22 protein-coding genes are annotated in these 19,767 nt (G+C 73.2%); 7 read left to right on the top strand and 15 right to left on the bottom strand.

The genetic code is table 11. The annotated features are described in order from the left end of the window. The first annotated feature begins 92 nt into the window (after positions 1-92). On the top strand, positions 93-245 hold the full coding sequence (locus tag ACIQUR_RS04600) for a hypothetical protein (protein ID WP_399939075.1): 153 nt from the start codon (positions 93-95) through the stop codon (positions 243-245). Between the two features lie 241 nt (positions 246-486). Here the strand turns inward: ACIQUR_RS04600 and ACIQUR_RS04595 are convergent, their stop codons facing one another. Further along, complete coding sequence (locus ACIQUR_RS04595) at positions 487-1,245, bottom strand: phosphoglyceromutase (RefSeq protein ID WP_403658220.1); 759 nt, start codon at positions 1,243-1,245, stop codon at positions 487-489. A gap of 187 nt (positions 1,246-1,432) precedes the next feature. Here ACIQUR_RS04595 and ACIQUR_RS04590 point away from each other — a divergent pair, with 187 nt between their 5' ends. Next, positions 1,433-2,725 (top strand): MDR family MFS transporter, encoded by a 1,293-nt coding sequence (locus ACIQUR_RS04590; protein WP_403658217.1) that lies wholly within the window; start codon positions 1,433-1,435, stop codon positions 2,723-2,725. A gap of 46 nt (positions 2,726-2,771) precedes the next feature. Here the strand turns inward: ACIQUR_RS04590 and ACIQUR_RS04585 are convergent, their stop codons facing one another. Continuing rightward, positions 2,772-3,311 (bottom strand): YbjN domain-containing protein, encoded by a 540-nt coding sequence (locus ACIQUR_RS04585; RefSeq protein ID WP_403658214.1) that lies wholly within the window; start codon positions 3,309-3,311, stop codon positions 2,772-2,774. Continuing rightward, positions 3,304-4,680 carry a D-inositol-3-phosphate glycosyltransferase gene (mshA, locus tag ACIQUR_RS04580; RefSeq protein ID WP_403658211.1) on the bottom strand — a complete coding sequence of 459 codons (1,377 nt, stop codon included), beginning with the start codon at positions 4,678-4,680 and terminating at the stop codon, positions 3,304-3,306. The genes ACIQUR_RS04585 and mshA overlap by 8 nt, the downstream gene beginning before the upstream one ends. A 245-nt stretch (positions 4,681-4,925) precedes the next feature. Between mshA and ACIQUR_RS04575 the strand changes: the two genes are divergently transcribed. From ACIQUR_RS04575 to ACIQUR_RS04565, 3 genes are all read left to right on the top strand, one after another. Continuing rightward, positions 4,926-5,735 (top strand): class I SAM-dependent methyltransferase, encoded by an 810-nt coding sequence (locus ACIQUR_RS04575; RefSeq protein WP_403658208.1) that lies wholly within the window; start codon positions 4,926-4,928, stop codon positions 5,733-5,735. Positions 5,736-5,947: 212 nt separating this feature from the next. Beyond that, positions 5,948-6,949 carry an NlpC/P60 family protein gene (locus tag ACIQUR_RS04570; protein ID WP_403658205.1) on the top strand — a complete coding sequence of 334 codons (1,002 nt, stop codon included), beginning with the start codon at positions 5,948-5,950 and terminating at the stop codon, positions 6,947-6,949. A gap of 254 nt (positions 6,950-7,203) precedes the next feature. Further along, positions 7,204-8,451, top strand: a complete 1,248-nt coding sequence (locus ACIQUR_RS04565; RefSeq protein WP_403658202.1) for a SpoIIE family protein phosphatase — start codon at positions 7,204-7,206, stop codon at positions 8,449-8,451. 87 nt (positions 8,452-8,538) lie between these two features. Here ACIQUR_RS04565 and ACIQUR_RS04560 read toward each other — a convergent pair whose 3' ends face one another. From ACIQUR_RS04560 to ACIQUR_RS04550, 3 genes are all read right to left on the bottom strand, one after another. Further along, positions 8,539-8,877 carry a DUF2516 family protein gene (locus tag ACIQUR_RS04560; protein WP_403658199.1) on the bottom strand — a complete coding sequence of 113 codons (339 nt, stop codon included), beginning with the start codon at positions 8,875-8,877 and terminating at the stop codon, positions 8,539-8,541. A 163-nt stretch (positions 8,878-9,040) separates the two neighbouring features. Then, positions 9,041-9,613, bottom strand: a complete 573-nt coding sequence (locus ACIQUR_RS04555; protein ID WP_403658196.1) for a hypothetical protein — start codon at positions 9,611-9,613, stop codon at positions 9,041-9,043. Between the two features lie 16 nt (positions 9,614-9,629). Continuing rightward, positions 9,630-10,004: a helix-turn-helix domain-containing protein gene (locus tag ACIQUR_RS04550; RefSeq protein WP_399939052.1), complete on the bottom strand. Its 375-nt coding sequence runs from the start codon at positions 10,002-10,004 to the stop codon at positions 9,630-9,632. Between the two features lie 491 nt (positions 10,005-10,495). On the opposite strand from ACIQUR_RS04550, the gene ACIQUR_RS04545 reads away from it, so the two are divergent. After that, the gene (locus ACIQUR_RS04545; protein ID WP_403658193.1) at positions 10,496-11,146 is read left to right on the top strand and encodes a hypothetical protein; all 651 of its coding nucleotides are present in this window, start codon (positions 10,496-10,498) and stop codon (positions 11,144-11,146) included. 23 nt (positions 11,147-11,169) lie between these two features. On the opposite strand, the gene ACIQUR_RS04540 is transcribed toward ACIQUR_RS04545, so the two are convergent. From ACIQUR_RS04540 to ACIQUR_RS04530, 3 genes are all read right to left on the bottom strand, one after another. After that, positions 11,170-11,967, bottom strand: a complete 798-nt coding sequence (locus ACIQUR_RS04540; protein ID WP_403658190.1) for a putative protein N(5)-glutamine methyltransferase — start codon at positions 11,965-11,967, stop codon at positions 11,170-11,172. 53 nt (positions 11,968-12,020) lie between these two features. Then, the gene (locus ACIQUR_RS04535) at positions 12,021-13,271 is read right to left on the bottom strand and encodes a GNAT family N-acetyltransferase (RefSeq protein ID WP_403658187.1); all 1,251 of its coding nucleotides are present in this window, start codon (positions 13,269-13,271) and stop codon (positions 12,021-12,023) included. Between the two features lie 278 nt (positions 13,272-13,549). Next, a complete protein-coding gene (locus ACIQUR_RS04530; RefSeq protein ID WP_399939035.1) occupies positions 13,550-14,155 on the bottom strand; it encodes an ABC transporter substrate-binding protein in 606 nt (201 codons plus the stop codon). A 124-nt stretch (positions 14,156-14,279) separates the two neighbouring features. Here ACIQUR_RS04530 and dtd point away from each other — a divergent pair, with 124 nt between their 5' ends. Beyond that, on the top strand, positions 14,280-14,705 hold the full coding sequence (gene dtd / locus ACIQUR_RS04525; protein WP_399939033.1) for a D-aminoacyl-tRNA deacylase: 426 nt from the start codon (positions 14,280-14,282) through the stop codon (positions 14,703-14,705). A 50-nt stretch (positions 14,706-14,755) separates the two neighbouring features. Here the strand turns inward: dtd and ACIQUR_RS04520 are convergent, their stop codons facing one another. From ACIQUR_RS04520 to ACIQUR_RS04495, 6 genes are all read right to left on the bottom strand, one after another. Then, on the bottom strand, positions 14,756-15,724 hold the full coding sequence (locus ACIQUR_RS04520; protein WP_403658183.1) for a YgfZ/GcvT domain-containing protein: 969 nt from the start codon (positions 15,722-15,724) through the stop codon (positions 14,756-14,758). 10 nt (positions 15,725-15,734) lie between these two features. Further along, entirely contained in the window at positions 15,735-16,172 is a 438-nt protein-coding gene (locus ACIQUR_RS04515; RefSeq protein ID WP_399939028.1) for a Fur family transcriptional regulator, read from the bottom strand. Positions 16,173-16,250: 78 nt separating this feature from the next. Further along, complete coding sequence (locus tag ACIQUR_RS04510) at positions 16,251-16,823, bottom strand: FABP family protein (protein WP_403658180.1); 573 nt, start codon at positions 16,821-16,823, stop codon at positions 16,251-16,253. 299 nt (positions 16,824-17,122) lie between these two features. Beyond that, complete coding sequence (locus tag ACIQUR_RS04505) at positions 17,123-18,028, bottom strand: hypothetical protein (protein ID WP_403658177.1); 906 nt, start codon at positions 18,026-18,028, stop codon at positions 17,123-17,125. Next, positions 18,025-18,846: a hypothetical protein gene (locus ACIQUR_RS04500; RefSeq protein ID WP_403658174.1), complete on the bottom strand. Its 822-nt coding sequence runs from the start codon at positions 18,844-18,846 to the stop codon at positions 18,025-18,027. The genes ACIQUR_RS04505 and ACIQUR_RS04500 overlap by 4 nt, the downstream gene beginning before the upstream one ends. Continuing rightward, positions 18,843-19,715, bottom strand: a complete 873-nt coding sequence (locus tag ACIQUR_RS04495) for a hypothetical protein (RefSeq protein ID WP_403658171.1) — start codon at positions 19,713-19,715, stop codon at positions 18,843-18,845. The genes ACIQUR_RS04500 and ACIQUR_RS04495 overlap by 4 nt, the downstream gene beginning before the upstream one ends. Positions 19,716-19,767 lie beyond the last annotated feature (52 nt).

Raw genomic sequence — 19,767 nt, 5'->3', positions numbered from 1 at the left:
TCGCCACTGCGCCAGTGCGCCGTTGACGCGCCCTCGGGGCTGGGCATGAATGGGGCAGGGCAGTACGCGCGTACGCCCTCCTAGGAGGAACCATGGCCGATTCCCCCGTACCGATCACCCCGGAGCAGGAGCAGCAGCCGCCCGCCGCGCAGCCGCTCCGGCTCCCGCTGCTCGCGGCCTGCGGCTGCGGCTCGGGCTGCGGCTGCGGCTGCCAGTCCGGCGCGCCGTGCCAGTGCGGCGGCTGACCGGCGCACGTGCGCGACGGAGGGCCCTGTCCGGCTGACCCCGGCCAGGGCCCTTTCCGCCAGGAAGCCCCGGCCGGCTTGCGGCCGGCACGCGGGCCCCGCCCCGGGTCATCGGCGCCCGCCGGCACTCCCCCGTTCGGCTCCGCCGATCCCCGCGTCGGCCCGCGCACGCACCGGCACGAAGAAGCCCCCCACCCGACGGACGAAACCGCCGGCTGAGGGGCCCCGAAACGCTTCCGGACTACTTCTTACCCTGGTTCTTGACCGCTTCGATGGCGGCTGCGGCGGCCTCGGGGTCGAGGTAGGTGCCGCCCGGGTTGAGGGGCTTGAAGTCGGCGTCCAGCTCGTAGGAGAGCGGGATGCCGGTGGGGATGTTCAGGCCCGCGATGTCGGCGTCGGAGATGCCGTCCAGGTGCTTGACCAGGGCGCGGAGCGAGTTGCCGTGGGCGGCGACCAGGACCGTGCGGCCGGCCAGCAGGTCCGGGACGATGCCGTCGTACCAGTACGGGAGCATGCGGACGACGACGTCCTTCAGGCACTCGGTCCTCGGGCGCAGCTCCGGCGGGATGGTGGCGTAGCGCGGGTCGTCGGACTGCGAGAACTCGGTGCCGTCCGCGAGCGGCGGCGGCGGGGTGTCGTACGAGCGACGCCACAGCATGAACTGCTCCTCGCCGAACTCGGCGAGGGTCTGGGCCTTGTCCTTGCCCTGGAGCGCACCGTAGTGGCGCTCGTTCAGGCGCCAGGAGCGGTGGACCGGGATCCAGTGGCGGTCGGCGGACTCGAGGGCGAGCTGCGCGGTGCGGATCGCGCGCTTCTGGAGAGACGTGTGGACCACGTCGGGGAGCAGACCGGCGTCCTTGAGCAGCTCACCGCCGCGGACCGCCTCCTTCTCGCCCTTCTCGTTGAGGTTGACGTCCACCCAGCCGGTGAACAGGTTCTTCGCGTTCCACTCGCTCTCGCCGTGGCGGAGGAGGATCAGCTTGTACGGTGCGTCGGCCATGCGTACGAGCCTAATGGACGGCAGGTGGCCCTGCGCGCGCCGTCCGGGGGGCGGTCGGGACGGGTCCCGGGACCCGTCCCGGGACCTTCGCCCCGCGGTATCCGGGCCCAATTGAGTGGCGCTTGAATCCGGCTGTACGTAACGTGTCAGCGGTTGGATTGATGCTTACATCGCCGGGGGGATCCAGATGTCCGCTGCCTCGCTCAGGAGAGCCGTCCGCGAGAGCGTCGGCGGACTGCCGCGGGAGTTCTGGTGGCTCTGGACGAGCACGCTCGTCAACCGGCTCGGGGCCTTCGTCGCCACCTTCATGGCCTTGTACCTGACCCTGGAGCGGGGCTACTCGGCCTCCTTCGCGGGACTTGTGGCCGCTCTGCACGGCCTCGGCGGTGTGATCTCCTCCCTGGTGGCCGGCGTGATGACGGACCGCCTCGGGCGCCGGCCCACGATGCTCGCCGCCCAGGCCTCGACCGCCGTCTCCGTGGCCCTGCTCGGCTTCATGCAGCACCCGGCCGCCATCGCCGCCGTGGCCCTCCTGGTCGGCATGGCCTCCAACGCCTCCCGCCCCGCGGTGCAGGCGATGATGGCCGACATCGTCCGCCCCGAGGACCGGGTCCGCGCCTTCGCGCTGAACTACTGGGCCATCAACCTCGGCTTCGCGGTGTCCGCCGCCGTCGCCGGCTTCGTCGCCGAGTACAGCTACCTGGCGGGCTTCCTCGGCGAGGCGGTGCTGACCCTCGTCTGCGCGGTGCTGGTGTTCGTGAAGCTGCCCGAGTCCCGCCCCGAGCGGACCGGCCGCGCGGCGGCCGCGGAGCCCGAGACCCGGCTCGGGACCGTGCTCCGGGACGGCCGCTTCATGGGTGTGGTCGGCCTGTCCTTCCTCATCTCCCTGGTGTTCACGCAGGGCTCGGTCGGACTGCCCGTGGCCATGGGTTCGGCCGGCTTCACCCCCGGCGACTACGGCCTGGTCATCGCGGTCAACGGCTTCCTGATCGTCGCGCTGCAGATCCCGGTCACCCGCTTCATCGAGCACCGCGACCCGCAGCGGCTGCTGGTCCTCTCGGCGCTCCTCGCGGGGTATGGCTTCGGGCTCACCGCCTTCGCCGGGTCCATCGGCGTGTACGCGCTGACGGTGTGCGTGTGGACGCTGGCCGAGATCATCAACTCCCCCACCCAGATGAGCCTGGTCGTCCGCCTCTCGCCGGTGCACGGCCGGGGCCGCTACCAGGGCGTGTACACGCTGAGCTGGGCGGTCGCGTCGCTGGTCGCGCCGCTGATGGCGGGGTACGTGATCGACCGCTTCGGCGCCGGGTGGCTGTGGGGCGCGACCGCGGTGCTGGGCACGGTGGCCGCGGCCGGGTACTGGGCGCTGATGCGCGGGCTGCCGGCGGGCGACGCGCACGCGGTCGCGAAGGGCACGAGCACCGCGGCGGCGGACCGTGAGGACCTCGCGGCCGGTACGGAGAGCCGTACCGGCGTCTAGGCCGTGTCTTTCGGATCAGGCCGGGCCCGGTCCGCAGGACGGGCCCCTAGTCGGCCCGCGTGGGCTCCGCCGGGGACGCGTCCCCGGCGGGGGGCTTCTCCGTGAGGTGCCGGAAGGCGTCCAGGTTGCGCGTCGACTCGCCGCGCGAGGTGCGCCACTCGTACTCGCGCCTGATGGCCGAGGCGAAGCCCAGCTCCAGCAGGGTGTTGAAGGAGCCGTCCGCCCCCTCCAGGACCGAGCCGAGGACACGGTCCAGCTCCTCCGGGGTGACCACGGCCAGCGGCAGCCGTCCGGCCAGGTAGACGTCGCCCAGGTGGTCGACCGCGTAGCTCACGCCGTACAGCCGGAGGTTGCGCTCCAGCAGCCAGCGGTGGACCCCGGCCTCGTTCTCGTCGGGGTGCCGGATGACGAAGGCGTTGACCGACAGCGAGTGCCGGCCGATCCGCAGCGAGCAGGTCGTGGACAGCTTCCGGGTGCCGGGGAGCTTGACGACGTACGAGCCGGGCTCGGGGTTCTCCCACTCCAGGCCGGCGTCGGCGAGGGTGCTCTCGATGGTCTGCGCGGCGGTCAGCGCGGGGTCAGCCATGGTGGGAGCGTACGCGACGGCGGTGATCATGCATCGCCGCGGTGTACACGTCCGCCGTGCCGGCCGCCGCCGTGTCCCAGCCGAAGAACCGCGCGTGCCGCGCCGCCTCGCGGCCCATCCGCTCGGACAGCCCGGGGTCGTCGGCGAAGCGCTTGAGCCGGTCGGCGTAGTCCACCGGGTCGTGCCCGGCCACGAGGAAGCCCGTCACCCCGTCGTTCACCGCCACCGGCAGTCCGCCGACGGCCGCGGCCAGCACCGGGGTGCCCGCGGCCTGCGCCTCGATGGCGACCAGCCCGAAGGACTCGCTGTACGAGGGCATCACCAGCACGGACGCGGCACGGAACCAGTCGGCGAGCTGGTCCTGGCCGACCGGCGGGTGGAAACGGACGAGGTCGGCGATGCCGAGCCTGGCGGCCAGCTTCTGGAGGCCCTCCGGCTTCGCCAGGCCGCTGCCGCTGGGCCCGCCGACCACCGGCACCAGCAGCCGGCGGCGCATGGCCGGCTCGCGGTCGACCAGCTCGGCCACCGCGCGCAGCAGCACGTCCGGGGCCTTGAGCGGCTGTATGCGGCCGGCGAAGAGGGGTATGAGCGCGTCCTGCGGCAGGCCGAGGCGGGCGCGGGCGGCGGCGCGGCCGTCGCCGGGGGTGAAGCGGTCGAGGTTGACGCCCGGGTGCACCACGGCCACCTTCGCCGGGTCCGCCTCGTAGTGGCGCACCAGCTCGTCGGCCTCCTCTGCGGTGTTCGCGATGAGGCGGTCGGCGGCGGCCACGATCTGGGTCTCGCCGATGACGCGGGCGGCGGGCTCGGGGGTGTCGCCCTCGGCCAGGGCGGCGTTCTTGACCTTGGCCATGGTGTGCATGGCGTGCACCAGCGGCACGCCCCAGCGCTCGGCGGCCAGCCAGCCGACGTGGCCGGACAGCCAGTAGTGGGAGTGGACCAGGTCGTAGTAGCCGGGGCGGTGGCCGGCCCAGGCCTGCATCACGCCGTGGGTGAAGGCGCAGAGCTGCGCCGGCAGCTCCTCCTTCTTCAGGCCCTCGTACGGTCCGGCGTCCACGTGGCGCACGAGCACGCCCGGCGCCAGCTCGACGACGGGCCGCAGCCCGCCGGAGGTGGCCCGGGTGAAGATCTCGACCTCGATGTTGATGGCGGCCAGCCGCCGGGCCAGCTCGACGATGTAGACGTTCATGCCGCCCGCGTCGCCGGTGCCCGGCTGGTGGAGCGGCGAGGTGTGCACGCTGAGCATGGCCACGCGGCGGGGCTTGCGGTGGTGGTTGCCGACCGGGAGGCGGAGCCGGGACGGGGGTGCGACCCCGAGGGCGGAGCGGTCGGGGGCGAGCCTGCCGCGGAACCGGGACACGTACTGGGTCACGTGGCGGTCCTCTCGCTCGGGGCATGACGGAAGGAGGGCCGGCCCTGCGCCCTCGGTGGGTGCAACCCGCTCGGGGGCTCCCGCATTTCCACTTTGCAGACTTTTTATGGGCGGGGCGCGGCGGGGCGGGCCGCCGGGGCCCGGACCCGACGGGGCGGGCGGGCCGCGGGAGTCCGGCACGAGCGCGGCGGGCGGGCCGCCGGGGCCCGGCACGGGCCGGTCCCACCTGCGCTTACCCTCGATCCATGGCCCCCCGCACCCCTCCCCCGAACCGACCCGTGGGCACGGTCACGCGCGGGACCACCAACCCGAACCGGCTGCGCCGCATGGACCGCTGGATCGCGGCCTCGCACGGGGCCGCCCTGCGCCGCGCGGACGCACCCGTCGCCGTGGACCTCGGGTACGGGGCCGCGCCCTGGACCGCGGTGGAGCTGCTGGCGCGACTGCGCGAGGCGGCGCCCGCGGTACGGGTGGTGGGCATCGAGATCGAACCGGCGCGGGTGACGGGCGCGAAGCCGTACGAGCGGGACGGACTCGTCTTCCGGCACGGCGGGTTCGAGGTGCCGCTGGACGACGGCGAGCGCCCGGCGCTGATCCGGGCGGCGAACGTCCTGCGCCAGTACGACGAGGAGCGGGTGGCGGAGGTCTGGGCGCGGCTGTGCGCTCGGCTGGCCCCGGGCGGGCTGCTGGTGGAGGGGACCTGCGACGAGATCGGCCGGCGGCACGTGTGGGTCGCGTTGGGGCCCGAGGGGGCTCGTACGGTGACCTTCGCGACCCGGCTGGGCTCCCTGGAGCGTCCTTCCGACCTGGCCGAGCGCTTGCCCAAGGCACTGATCCACCGCAACGTTCCGGGGGAACCGGTGCACGCGTTCCTGCGTGACTTCGACCGGGCGTGGGCCGCGGCCGCTCCGTACGCCTCGCTGGGCGCGCGGCAGCGGTGGATCCGTACGGCGCGCGCGCTGGCGGCGGACTGGCCGCTGGCGGACGGGCCGCGGCGGTGGCGGCAGGGGGAGTTGACGGTGCGTTGGGAAGCCCTGCGGCCGGTGGGTTCCTAGACCGCCGGCGGGGGAAGCGTTGCGTCCGGTGGGGGAAGCGTCGCGTCCGGTGGGTTCTCGGCGACACCTTCGGCTGGGGGTGTCGGAATTCATCCGGGCATGGCAACATCCCCACTGGCGATGAGAAGTTACTGACGGTAAATCAGTTGTAGTTCCGAGGGGGGACTGTGAACCGACGGCGCGGAGCCAGCGCGCTCACACTCATCTGCGCCATGGCCATCCTGTCGGCTCCCGGGCTCACGGGGCTCGCGTACGCCGCCCCGGCGCCCGAGCCGGGCAAGAAGTCCCTCGAAGAGGTCCGCAAGGAGATCGAGGACCTCTACCACAAGGCCGCCGCGGCCACCGACGCGTACAACCTGGCCGAGGGCGAGGCGAAGCGGCAGTCCGACCAGATCGTCGCGCTCGCCAACCAGATCGTGGCCGGGCAGCAGCGGATCGCCGACCTCAAGAACCGGGCCGGCGCCGCCGCCCGCGCCCAGTACCGCACCGGCGGCCTGCCGCCCGGCGCGCAGCTGGCGCTGAGCAACAGCCCCCGGCAGTTCCTCGACGGGGCGGACCGGCTGCGGCAGGGCGAGAAGGCCACGATGGGCGTGATCGCGGAACTCAACCGCACCCAGGACGACTTGACGCGGTACGCGGCCGAGGCGAGCGCGCACTGGCGGACCCTGGAGGCCAACCGCCTGAAGAAGGAGGCCGCGAAGAAGGAGATCGACTCCAAGATCGCGGCGGCCAAGGCGCTCGAGGACAAGCTGGAGGCGGAGGAGAAGGCGCGCCTGCTGAAGCTGGAGCAGGAGCACGCGTACAAGGAACAGTCCAAGTGGCTGGAGTCCGGCGTCCTCAAGGAGATCAACGGCAAGGCCACGGAAGCGGGCAAGGCCGCGATCAGGTACGCGACCGCGCAGATAGGGAAGCCGTACATCTGGGGCGCCGAGGGACCGAAGGGCTACGACTGCTCCGGTCTGACCTCCGAGGCGTGGAAGGCCGCCGGCACCCCGATCCCGCGCACCTCGCAGGAGCAGCTGCGGCTGCTGAAGAAGGTGCCGATCAGGGACATGCGGCCGGGAGACCTGATCATCTACTTCGACGACGCGAGCCACGTCGCCATGTACATCGGCGACGGCGCGATGGTGCACGCACCCCGCCCGGGGCGGCACGTGACGATCGCGGGCGCGGGCTCGATGCCGATCAAGGCGATCGTCCGGCCGGACGCGTAGCCGTGGTGCGGCACCCCGGTCGCGGACCGGGGTGCCCCGCCCGTGGGGGCCGTGTGGGGACCCGGTGCGGAATCCGTATCGCCTGCCGGACCGGATCTCCGCGGGGGCGTGATGTTCGTCATCCCGGATCGGGACCTTTCCCCCGGGATACGGCATATGACGGTGGCCGTTCTCACTTCTCCATTGACGGTTCCGCCGCAGGTACCGCTATGGTCCCCGTCGGAACCCTCGGGGGGAGGGAAGGAACCAAGTCGATGCCCGTACCCGTACCGCGGCAGAGGGATGTCCCGGCCGCGGAGAGCGGTCAGGCCGGTCTGCCCACGCAAGCCCTCACCCTGCTCGTCATCGAGGACGACCCGTCGGGCGGCGTGACCGTACCCGAGATCCTCGACAGCGAGGGCCAGCGCGTCCGTATCCGTACGGCACGCAACCTCACCGAGGCCGAACGGCTGCTCACGCCGGACGTGCACTGCATCCTGCTCGACCTGTGCCTGGCGGACCGCACCACCGCGCCCGCCGACGGGGCCCTCGACACGCTGCGCGAGGTGCTGCGCCTCGCGCCGCGCCACGCGGTGCTCGTCCTCACCTCGGAGTCCGACGCGGAGCGGGCCGCCGAGGCCGTACGGGTGGGCGCCCAGGACTACCTCTTCCGGAACGAGCTGGACGGCCGGCTGCTGAGCCGGGCGATCCGGTACGCGGTCGAGCGCAAGCGGGCCGACATCGCCCAGTACAAGCTTGCAGAATCGAAACTGCGGGCCCAGGAGAACGCCCGGCTGGAGCGCGGCCTGCTGCCCACCCCCCTGCTCCAGGGCTCGGACCTGCGGTTCGCCGCGCGCTACCGCCCCGGCCGCAGCCGCGCGCTGCTCGGCGGCGACTTCTACGACACCGTCCGCACCCCGGACGGCACGGTCCACGCCATGATCGGCGACGTCTGCGGGCACGGCCCCGACGAGGCGGCCCTCGGCGTCGAGCTGCGGATCGCGTGGCGCGCGCTGACGCTGGCCGGGCTGTGCGGCGACGACCTGCTGGCCACCCTCCAGGAGGTGCTGGAGGTGGAGCGGGACAACGAGGAGATCTTCGCGACGCTCTGCACGGTCGACATCTCCCCGGACGGCCGCCGCGCCGGCCTGTGCCTGGCCGGCCACCCGGCCCCGCTGATCGCCCGGCCGGGGCGCCCCGCGCGGCTGCTGCCGTACGAGGACAGCGGCCCGGCACTGGGTCTGCTGCCGCGCGCCCGCTGGCCGCGCAAGCAGGTCGAGCTGGGCGGCACCTGGAACCTGATGATGTACACCGACGGCCTGATCGAGGGCCGGATCGGCGAGGGCCGCGAGCGGCTGGGGCAGGACGGCATGGTCGAGATGATCAACCGGCACCTGCTGGACGGGCTGCGCGGCGAGGACCTGCTGGAGGCCGCCGTCACCGAGGCGCGGCGGCTCAACGGGGGCGAGCTGACGGACGACGTGGCGGTGGTCCTGCTGGACCGCTCGCCGGGCCGCCGCTGACGGACGCGGGGGGCGGCGTACGGGGCGTACGGCCGTACGCAGGACCGCGGTACCGCGGTACCGCGGTGCGCAGTACCGCCGGGGTCCCTAGCGGTTGCCGTTGTAGGGGCCGTACGGGCCGTCGCTGCTGCTGCCCCGGCGGCGCGGGCCGCCACCGCCGCCGACGCGCTGGAGCGCGGGGCGCACGTCGACCATGAACACGATCGTCGCGACCAGGCCGGCGATCATGAGGAAGAGCATCCCCAGGAAGAAGTCGACGAGCACCGTGACGCCGAGGATGATCAGCCAGAACTTCTTGGTCTGCTTGTCGGCCGCGCGGTAGGCGTCCTCCCGGGCCAGCGCCGCCAGGACGAAGGCCACGACGGCGAACACGAGCATGCCGACGTAGACCCACGAGAGGAGCGAGTCGAACCCTGCCATCAACATGCCGTCCACCGCCTACTGGGAAGCCCCACGGAAACCGTCTGACGCGGCCAAGGTACCCCGCGCACCCGAACAACGAACCGGACACCGCGTCCGGTGCCCGGTTCGTGGTGCGGATCCCGCCCGCTCGGACCCGGCCCTCCAGGGGCCAGGCCCTCCCGGGGGCTCAGCCCTCCCGGGACTCCGCCGCGCTCTTCTTGGCAGCCGTCTTGCGCGCCGGGGCCTTGCGGGCCGCCGGCTTGGCCGGCGCCTCGGGAGCCGCCTCCCGCGCCTCGGGCTCGGCGGCCGGGGCGGGCGCCGGGGCCTCGACGACCTCGGCGATCTCGACGATCTCGTCGGCCACCTCGCCGCGCCAGGTGCGGACCGTCTGCTCGCCGTGCTCGGCGACCTTCTCGTACGTCTCACGCGCCCGGACGGCGTACTCGGCGGCCACGCCGACGCCGCGCAGGGCGAGGTCCTGCGCCTGCTCGCCCAGCTTCTTCAGGTCGGCGTCGAAGGAGCCGACCACCTCGGCGAACTTCGCCGTGACGGCGGCCTGGGCCTCCTTGGCGCGCTCCTGCACGGCCTTGGGGTCGGTGTTGCGCACGGCCTCGATACGGGCGGGGGCCTCGGCCCGCAGCTGCTCGATCAGGCCGGGCACCTTGCGGGCCTGCTGGACGGCGAGGTCGGCCGTACCGGCGGCGAAGTAGAGGGGGGTGGGGTCGGTGAGGGTCTTACGCAGGTCATCGGCGATGGCCATGGGTGGTCCTCCCGGATCACATGTGCTGGTTCGTGGTGTCGTCCGCGGCCGCGTTCTCCTTGCGGAACGACTCGTAGATCTGCAGAAGCACCTGCTTCTGGCGCTCGTTGATCGCCGGGTCCGCGAGGATCGCGGCGCGCGTCTCGACCTCGTCCGGATCGCGCTCGTCGAGGATCCCGGCCCGTACGTAGAGCGTCTCGGCGGAGATCCGCAGCGCCTTGGCGACCTGCTGCAGGACCTCGGCGCTGGGCTTGCGCAGCCCGCGCTCGATCTGGCTCAGGTACGGATTGGACACGCCCGCGGCATCGGCCAGCTGACGCAACGACAGCTGCGCCTGGCGCCGCTGCTCGCGCAAGTACTCGCCGAGGTTTCCGACGTTGAGCGTTCCCATGGACCGGATCCTCCCGCACCCCGCTAACTTTTGCAAGCGCTCGCTTGCAAAAGTAGACCTTCCGGGGAGCGCGCGACCGCCGCCGCCCCGCGGTACGACCGCCGGTGAGGCCCCCGATTCGTGCAGTCACCGATTGATCGCCAAGGTGCCGGGTCACGACCGCACCCCGTTCGACCAACGGGCCGGTCAGGGCTCTGCCGCAGTGCGTGGCACCTCCACAACTGCCGTGCGTTCCCTGCCGGTCCGGGCCGTGGGACCGAGGGGGCGGTCCTCAGCCACCCCGACCGGCTCGTGGACGCCGCCGGCCGCCTGCGGGTCGGCGCGGGCATCAACACCCACGACTACCGGGAGCGCGTCCGGCCCTGCTGGAGGCGGGCGCCGACGCGCTGTGCTTCGACTCGTCCGACGGCAGTCAGCCGCGACATCGTCGACGTCCTGGCCGCGTGCGCGCAACGGGGTTGTTGTCAGTGGCGGTTGGCATCATGGTCGTCATGAGCCACAACATCTCGTACTCCACCGCCGACAAGGCCGACGTCCTCGCGTTCCTGGGCAGCAAGGGCGACCTGACGCCGGACCGGCTGCGCAGGCTGGAGGGGATGCGCAGGGACGCGCGGGCGCACCAGGCGGACCTGGACCGCCAGGACGTCGACTGGGGGCTGTCCGTCCCGGACGCCCTGGAGCACCTGATAGCCGGGCACACCGATTCCGACGCCGAGTGCGCGGGGAACGCGTACCACTCGGCCCTGCAGCACATCATCGACCACAACGCCTCGGACCCGTACCACCTGGGCACGTACTCCAAGCCGTCCACGTTCTTCGGCCTGGTGGACGACGAGATGCGGCGCCTCGGGGTGCCGGCCGACCTGCTGCCGCACGGGTTCCTGTACGACGGGCCGCCGGCGGACTTCCCGTTCATCCCGTGCTCGACGGACGGGTACCCGGCCATCGGGCACCTGCCGCTGGCGCGGGCCAAGGCCGCCGCGGACGCGTACCGCGCCGTGCTGGACCGGATGGACCCGGACTTCCGGTACGACGTGCAGGAGCTCGCCGAGAAGCTGGAGTTCGAGCACCAGGAGTGGGAGCGGGCCACCCGGGACATCGACTGGTACACGCAGGACACGCTCTTCTTCCGCCTGGTCTGAGCGCGGCGGGGGCGGTACGGAACTCAGGCGCGGCGGCCCACCACGACCGTCGCGCACCACTCCTCCGACTCCAGGACCGTGGTCTCCAGTCCGGCGCGCCGGAAGGAGTCGGCGGTGCCGGGCGCCTGGCGCGCGCTGGTCTCCACCAGCAGCCGGCCGCCGGGCGCCAGCCAGCGCGGTGCCTCCGCCGCCACCCGGCGCTGGAGTTCCATGCCGTCCGCCCCGCCGTCCAGCGCCGTCAGCGGCTCGTGGTCCCGCGCCTCCGGCGGCAACAGCCCGATCTCGTCGGTCGGTACGTACGGGGCGTTCGACACCAGGATGTCCACCCGCCCCCGCAGCTCCCGCGGCAGCGGCTCGTACAGGTCCCCCTCGAAGACCTCGCCCCCCAGCGGAGCAACGTTTCGCCGTGCGTACCTGACCGCCTCCGGCGCGATGTCCGCCGCGTACAGCTCCGCCGTCGGCTCCAGCCGAGCCACCACCGCCGCACCCACGGCGCCGACCCCGCAGCACAGGTCCAGGACCACGGCGCCGGGCGGAGCCGCCTCGCAGGCCAGCCCCACCAGGAACTCCGTGCGCCGGCGCGGCACGAACACCCCCGGCCCCACCGACCAGCGCCGGCCGCAGAACTCGGCCCAGCCCACGACGTGTTCCAGCGGTTCCCCGGCCGCCCGCCGCCCGACCATCTCGGCGAGCGCGGCGGGTGTCGGGGCGGCGGAGACCAGCATCCGGGCCTCGTCCTCGGCGAAGACGCAGCCCGCCCCCCGCAGGGCGAGGACCACGGAGCCGTAGTCGTGCGGGTGCTCCGGCATTGCGTCTGACATGTGCTTTCTTTCGATCACGTGGTTCCGGCACGCTGCCCGTCGGTGCCGCGGCCTCAGAAGATGTCCGGGCTCCACGGCCGGCGGGCCGTGCGGAACACCGCCTCGGCGAGCGCCGCGGCCCCCGGCGTCCGCTCCTCGATCCGGCCGAGCGTGGCCATCCGTACGGGCGAGGCGTCGCCGAGGTAGAGGGCGCTCAGCTCGGCCACGCCGAGGGCGAGGTCGGGCGCGTCGGTGGTCGGCGCGCACACGGCCCGCTCACCGGTGGCGTCGAGCCGGAAGCGGCCCCCGGCCAGGCCCGCCGGGTCGGCCACGTCCAGGACGAGGACGCCGTGACCCTCGTACGTACGCGCCTCCAGCGCCCGTACGACGTCGAGCAGCCGCACCCACAGCCAGTCGGCGCTGGCGACGATGGACGCGGCGCGCTGGTTCGGCAGCAGGCCGGTGAGCAGGTCGTCCGGCGCGCGGTAGCCCGTACGGATCCTGCGCGCCCAGTCGACCGAGCAGAGGAAGTGCCAGAGCGCGCGCTCGGCGGCCGGGGTGGCGGCGATCAGGTCGCGCACCGTGAGCGTGTTGTCGGGGGTCTTGGCGTCGGTCCACTTGTCGTCGGCGTGGTAGACCGCGAGGCCCTCGGGCTCGCCGTCCGCGGAGCGGTAGACGGCGTAGAAGGGCTCCTTGAAGGGGTGGTAGCTGTTGCGCTCCAGGCCGGTCGCCAGGTTCCACCAGCGGTCGGAGCGGTCGGTGACGCCGGGCTGCCGGGCGCGCAGCTTCTCGTGGACCACGGGACCGGCCCGGCGCGCCCCCGCCGCGTCGGTCAGGTCGATGCGGCCGCCGGCGAGCGAGACGGTGTGCCGCGGGTCGAGACCGGCGCGCGGGACGTCGACCTCCCACTCCGCGAGGGAGGTCGCGACGCCGAAGCCGTACCGGCCGTAGATCGGGTACTCGGCGGCGATCAGGGTGGCGAGGACCTCGCCGCGCGCCTTGGCCGCCGTCAGGTCCGCCGCCATCATCCGGCTGAGCAGGCCCTGCCGGCGGTGGGTCGGGAGCACGACCACACCGGATACGGCCGTGGCCGTCACAGCGGCGCCGCCGGGCACGGTGAGCTGCTGGGCGAAGGACCGGAAGGTGGCGACGCAGCGGCCGGTGTCGGTGTCGAAGGCGCCCTGGCAGCGGGAGAGGTCGGTGTACTTGACCTTCTGCGCGATGTCCTCGGCGGTGACGGCCGGCGGGGTGAGGAAGCCCGTCAGCGTCGTCTGCGTCCACTCCTCGACCTCGGGCTCGGTGATCGTGCGGATCTCAGCGCTCATTCCGGTCACGCTAGGCCGGGCGGTCCTGAACGTCACGCGAATTTCCCCGGCACGCGGTGCGTGTTGGACCGGCCCGGCGGCGGGGCCGGCGGCACGGTCGGCGGGCGGCACGGTCGGCGGGCGGCACGGCGGCCCGGTCGCCGACCGGGCCCGGCGGACGCGCGGGCGGCACGGTCTGCGGGCGGGCGGGCGGCACGGCCCGGCGCCGCCCGCCCTCCCCGGGTCCCGGGCCCCCGGGCCCCCGCCCTCAGGCCGGCAGGCCGGCAGGCCGGCAGGCCTCAGGCCAGCAGGTCGTCCACCTGCGCCTCGCCCTCCCGGTACCGCCGGGTGATCTCGGCGCTGCAGTCGTCCGCGGTGCGCTGGAGCGCCTGGCGGCGCCGGGAGACCTGCTGCTCGTACCGGACCAGCCGGCCGAGCCCCTCGTGCAGTTCGCCGTCGGTCCTGGCGTCCAGGTCCGACAGCTCGACGTCCCCCAGCATCTCGGCCGCCAGCAGCCGGTACTCCTCGCCGTGCGGGGTGCCGAGCGTGACGTGCCGGGCGGAGGTGCCCCGGCTGGAGGGCGCGTCGGCGAGGATCTCCGAGAGCCGGTCCACGACGGGCGCCTCCGGGGCCACCGGCGCCTCGGGGTCGGTACGCCGCGCCAGCTCGGCCCGCAGGATGTCGATGCGCCCCTGGAGCAGGCGGCGCACGTAGCTCAGGTCCGCCTCGTCACGCGTCGCCTCGCGGCGCAGCGTGCGCAGTTCGGGCAGCCGCAGCCGGCCCAGGTCGTGCCGGGGCACGTCCGGCAGCGTGCCGCAGCCGGGTCGCTCGCCGGTGCGCTGCACGGGCGGGCGCGCGGCCGTCGGAACGGGTCCAGAGGGCTGCCCGGCACCGGAAGAACTCATCACCATTGTTGTCCCCTCGCTTGGGCGCACGGCCTGCGTGCATCGTGCCACTGACCGTGGCCCCGGTGCAGGCGCACTCCACCCGATCGGCCCCAGACGGGTGCACGCCTGCTACACAAGTGGTATGCGAGCAGTGGTTCAGCGGGTCGACGGCGCGAGCGTCGTGGTGGCCGGAGAGACGGTGGGCGAGATCGTCGGCGAGGGACTGTGCGTCCTGGTCGGGGTCACGCACGAGGACACCCCGGAGAAGGCGGCGCAGCTGGCGCGCAAGCTCTGGTCGGTGCGGATCCTGGAAGGGGAGAAGTCCTGCTCGGACGTGAACGCGCCGCTGCTGGTGATCTCCCAGTTCACGCTCTACGGCGACGCCCGCAAGGGCCGCCGCCCCACCTGGAACGCGGCCGCCCCCGGTGACGTGGCGGAGCCGCTGGTCGACGAGGTGGTGGCGCGGCTGCGGGAGCTGGGCGCGACGGTGGAGACGGGCCGGTTCGGCGCGGACATGCGGGTCTCGCTGACGAACCACGGCCCGTTCACCGTGCTGCTGGAGGTCTGAGCGGACAGGGGCGACGCGGCGCCCGCGCGCGGACCGGAGGCCCGGCGGCGCTACGGCGCCACGACGACCTCCTGCGCGGCGGCCGTGGTGCCGGCCAGCAGCTCGGCGTCCACCGGGACGTTCCGCTTGACCAGCGCGAGGGCGATGGGCCCCAGCTCGTGGTGGCGCACCGAGGTGGTGACGAAGCCGAGCTGGCGGCCCTCCTCGCCGTCCGACTTCAGCCGCACGGGCGTGCCGTGCGGCGGGAGCAGCACGTCGCTGCCGTCCAGGTGCAGGAAGACCAGGCGGCGCGGCGGCTTCCCCAGGTTGTGGACGCGCGCGACCGTCTCCTGGCCGCGGTAGCAGCCCTTCTGGAGGTGCACGGCCGTGCCGATCCAGCCCAGCTCGTGCGGGATGGTCCGGTGGTCGGTCTCCAGGCCCAGCCGCGGGCGGTGCGCCTCGACGCGCAGCGCCTCGTACGCCAGCAGGCCGGCGGCCGGACCGTGCTCGCGGGCGAAGGACTCCAGCTCCGCGCGCGGGAGGAACACGTCCCGCCCGTGCGGGGTCTCGCGTACGACGTGCTCCTTGCCGGCCTCGACGGCCGACCCGGCGGGCAGGTGGACCACGGCGGTGTCGGCGGTCCGGTCCGCGACCTCGACGCGGTAGAAGAACTTCATCGACTCCAGGTAGGCCGTCAGTGCCTCCTGGGTGCCCGGCTCGACGTGCGCCCAGACGGTCTCGCCGTCGTCGACCAGGTAGAGCGCGTGCTCGATGTGCCCGTTGGCGGAGAGGATCAGCGCCTCGGTGGCCTGGCCCGCGGGCAGGTCGCTGACGTGCTGGGTGAGCAGCAGGTGCAGCCAGCTCAGCCGCTCCGGCCCGGAGACGGTGATCACACCGCGGTGCGAGAGGTCCACGAATCCGCGGCCCTCGGCGAGGGCGCGCTGCTCGCGGAAGAGGTCTCCGTAGTGCGCGGCGACGCCTTCGTCGCGACCCTCGGCGGGTACGGCACCGGGCAGGCTGAGGAGCGGGCTGGTCGTCATACGGCCAAGCCTACGACCGGGCCGCCTCGCGCTTCGCGGCGCAGTCGCGGCAGAGGCCGAAGATCGCGAAGTGCTTCATGTCGGTCTCGAAGCCGAAGGTGCCGCGCAGCTTCGCGGTGAAGTCGGCGGCGACCTCCAGGTCGGCCTCGATGACCTCGGTGCAGTCCCGGCAGACCAGGTGGATGTGGTGGTGGCGGTCGGCCAGGTGGTAGGTGGGGGCGCCGTGCCCGAGGTGGGCGTGGGAGACGAGTCCCAGCTCCTCCAGGAGCTCCAGCGTGCGGTAGACGGTGGAGATGTTCACGCCGGACGCGGTCTTGCGCACCTCGACGAGGATGTCGTCCGGGGTCGCGTGCTCGAGGGTGTCGACGGCTTCGAGGACAAGCTGGCGCTGCGGGGTCAGCCGGTAGCCGCGCTGCCGCAGATCGCTCTTCCAGTCGGTGCTCACCACGGGGCCAGTGTAAGCGCGCGGAAGGGGACCGCGGCGGGCCGCGGTCCCCTTCGTTCCGGCGTGCTCGGGCCCTTCCGCTCAGCGGAAGAACGCGATGCCGTCGTCCGGCATGTCCGGGAGGTTGCGCGCCATCTCGGCGACCTCTTCCGGGGTGACGACCTTCTTCAGCTGGGCCGACATGTACGGGCGCAGCTCGACGTCGGGCGTCGCCTTCTCGCCGACCCACATCAGGTCGCCGTTGACGTAGCCGTAGAGGCGCTTGCCGCCGCTGTACGGGCCGGAGGCCGCGGTACGGGCCACCGCGTCGGTGACCAGGTCGATCTGCGGCTTGCCGTCGGCCAGCTCGCCGTACCAGACCTCGACGACGCCCTGGTCGCGGACCATGACGATCTCGACCTTGCGGTCCTTGTCGATGCGCCAGTAGCCGGATTCCGACTCCAGCGGGCGGACCTTCTTGCCCTCGGCGTCGAGGACCCAGCTGTGCGAGGTGTACTCCAGGAAGTCCCGGCCGTCGTGGCTGAAGACGACTTCCTGGCCGAAGTTGCACTTCTCGTCGCCGGGGAAGTCGAAGACGCCCGCGCCTTCCCAGGTGCCGAGGAGGAACGCGAGGGGGACGAGGTCCGGCTTGAGGTCGGACGGGATCTGGATCATGAGCGGCTCAGGCGATCTGTGGGTGCGGAGAGGGGTTCCGGGGTGGTCAGCGCTGACCCTGGTACAGCTTCTTCACGGCCAGGCCGGTGAAGGCGAGAACGCCGACGCAGACCAGGACCAGCAGGGAGGTGAAGACTGCCTCAAGCACGGGGTGCTCCTCGGACGATTCGGTTGGTTCCCCGGCCGCACGGCCGGGGGGAGGGCCGGTCCCAGACTATCGGGCCGGGACCGGACCCTCTCTGCGAGGTGCGCTCCACCGTCACATCGGGGGACGGGGGGCGCGTAGGGGGGCGGCGGGGTCAGCCGAGCAGCTGGTCCTGGAGTACGACCGTCTGGTGGAACGGGACCGCGGGGGCAGAGCCCTTCCGGGACTGGATGACGAGGGCGATCACGTCGCCCGCTTCGACGTACGCGTGCCGGACGTGCTCGTCGCCGCGCGGCTCACCCTCGTCGAAGACGGTGATGCTCGTGTTGTCCGCCTCCGCGTCCGCCGGGTAGGCCTCGTCGAGCAGCTCGAACGACTCGATGCCGAGGGGCTTGACGACGGCCTCGGAGGCCCCGCTCAGGTTCGTGCGCATGACCTCGGAAACGACCTGGCTGCTGCCGAAGCGGAGCAGGAAGACGCGGGTGGACGTGCCGTCCGGCATCGTCCAGCCGCGGGCGACGACCTGGCGCAGCCCGTGGTCCACCAGCGCCTGGCGCAGCTCTTCCCGGTCGCTCGGGTCGTACTGGGCGAGGAAGCGCTCCGTCGGAGCGACGTGCGTCTTCGCGTCCCCCAGCGTGGTGTCCGGGCGCGCCCCTGCCGGGGACGGGACGAGCAACGCGGCGAGGTCCGCGTAGTGGACCCGGCCGGGGTTCTCTGAGACGAAGGGCAGCGGCGCCCCCGGGGGCAGCGGCGGCCGGGCGACCGCCGGATACGCCCAGCGCCCGTCGTCCCGGGTGCTCAGCCCCGGCAGGTCGGTCCGCTCCTGGGTGGTGATCGCGTACGCCACACCGCTGCCGACCGCTCCGCAGACGAGCACGGCGGCGGTCCAGCGGGCGAGGGCGCGCAGCGCACCGCGGTCCTTCGACGGCTGCGGGGCGGGACCGGAAGCGGGCTCCGCCTGGGCACCGACCCCGGGAGCGGCCTCCGGGACGGCTCCGGCGACGACCTCGGGGGTGGTCCCGGAAGTCGCCTCCGGCTGGGGAATCGTCTGCTCGGTCACACGCGCTCCCCGGGGGACGTCAGGTGGTCGAGCTGCTCGCGCAGGATCGACGCGGCTTCGGTGGTCTGGAACGGCTTCGGACCGGTCGCCATCATGCTGACGAGCACGTCGCCCTCGTACGCGCTGCAGAACATGCCGTCGAGCTTCGAGCCGTCCGTCTTCGGCAGCAGGAAGCACGAGGCCTTCCCGTGGCCCTCGATCTTCGGCCCCTTGCGGAAGATGCCGAGCCAGTCGGCGAACTCCTTCTGGTACTGCGCGAGCTTGCGGCCGTCCTTCGCGTTCTTGATCTGCGCGAGCTTGATCTCCACGACCAGGTCGCCGCCCAGAGCCCGGTAACTGCGCATGGCCATGCCGCCCAGCCCCAGCTTGTCCACGGCCTTGCTCTGCTTGCTCCGCTGCGCGGCGGGCAGGTTGCGGGAGGACTCCTTGAACTGCGCGACGGCCTGCCGCTCGGAGAGCTCGACGTCGCGCCCGAACTCGTCGATGTCAGGACCGAGCTCGTAGCCGCCGGGCACGGGGAGGAGGCTGCCGGCCAGGCCCGCGGGCCGCGTCGGGGCGGGCGTCGCCGAGGCGGACGGAACCGGGGCCTCCGCGAGGACGACGGTGGGCGCGGTGCGGTCGGCTTCGGCGAGCCTGGCGTCGGCCCAGACACCGCCTGCCGCCAGGGAGGCGAGGACGAGGACGGCCGCTCCCATGGCGACCGCCTTGCGGCGGGCACCTCGCCGGGCCGCGGGGTCGGCGGGAGCGGCGGCCGGAGCCGGCGTCGCCGTGGCGGCAGCCGCGGGGGTCCCGAGAGGGCTCTCGGGCTGCTCGGTCACAGTCGCTCCCACTGTCGCTTCGCCAGGTCCATGAGGGCCTTCTCGGACACCGGGCGGGTGTTGTTCCGGTAGTAGACCCGCATCACCACGTCACCGCGGCGGGCAATGGCCTGGCCCTGGTAGACGGGCTCGTAGCCGGCCTTCCGGAAGGGCTGGTCGTGCACGAAGACGCGTCCGTTGCCACTGCCGGGCAGGGGTTTGCCGTCGTTGCCCGCGTCCTTCTCCTCGTAACCCTGCTGCTGCTCGGCGAAGTCGGCGGCGGCGAGCTGTGTCGTGTCGTTGAACTGCGCGAGTTCGACGACCACGAAGACCTCGCCGCGCTCCTGCCACTCGACCCGGGCCACCCTGCGCAGGTCCTCGTTGGCGAAGTGCCGGAAGGCGCGGTCCGGCCAGTCGAAGTCCGCGGCGTACGTGACGAGGGGCACCCAGTCCGCCTTGCCGGCGCCGAAGTCCTTCGCGCCCTTCGGCTTCTTCACCAGCAGCTCGCGGAGGTCGCCGTCGGACTTCGCCCACCGGTGGACGTTCAGGGTCCGGGTGTTGGTGCGGCCGGGCACGCCGGGGGCGGTCTTCGACGGAGCCAACCGCTGGGCCAGCGGTGGGAGCGGGGTGGGCTCGCGGTCGTACTGGACGGCGTAGCCCGTGGCGGTGCCGGCGAGGGCGCCGAGCACCGCGGCGGCGGCGATCAGGAGGGTGGTGCGGCCGGGGCGGCGCGGGCGTACGGCGGGGGCCGGTACCGCTTCCGGTACGGACTCCGGTACGGACTCCGGCTCCGCGGACGGTTCGTTCGCAACCGGGAATTCCGGACTTACCGGCTCCGGTCGGACCTCCTCCTGTTTCCGCTGCTCAGGGATGGTCTGCTCTGGTTCCAAGGGTCCCCCCACAGGACGTTGCGACACAGGTTTCGTTACCTGTGCACACAGC

The sequence above is a fragment of the Streptomyces sp. NPDC101132 genome, assembly GCF_044759225.1.
Lineage (GTDB): Bacteria > Actinomycetota > Actinomycetes > Streptomycetales > Streptomycetaceae > Streptomyces.
This window is presented reverse-complemented; position numbering and strand designations above follow the sequence as displayed.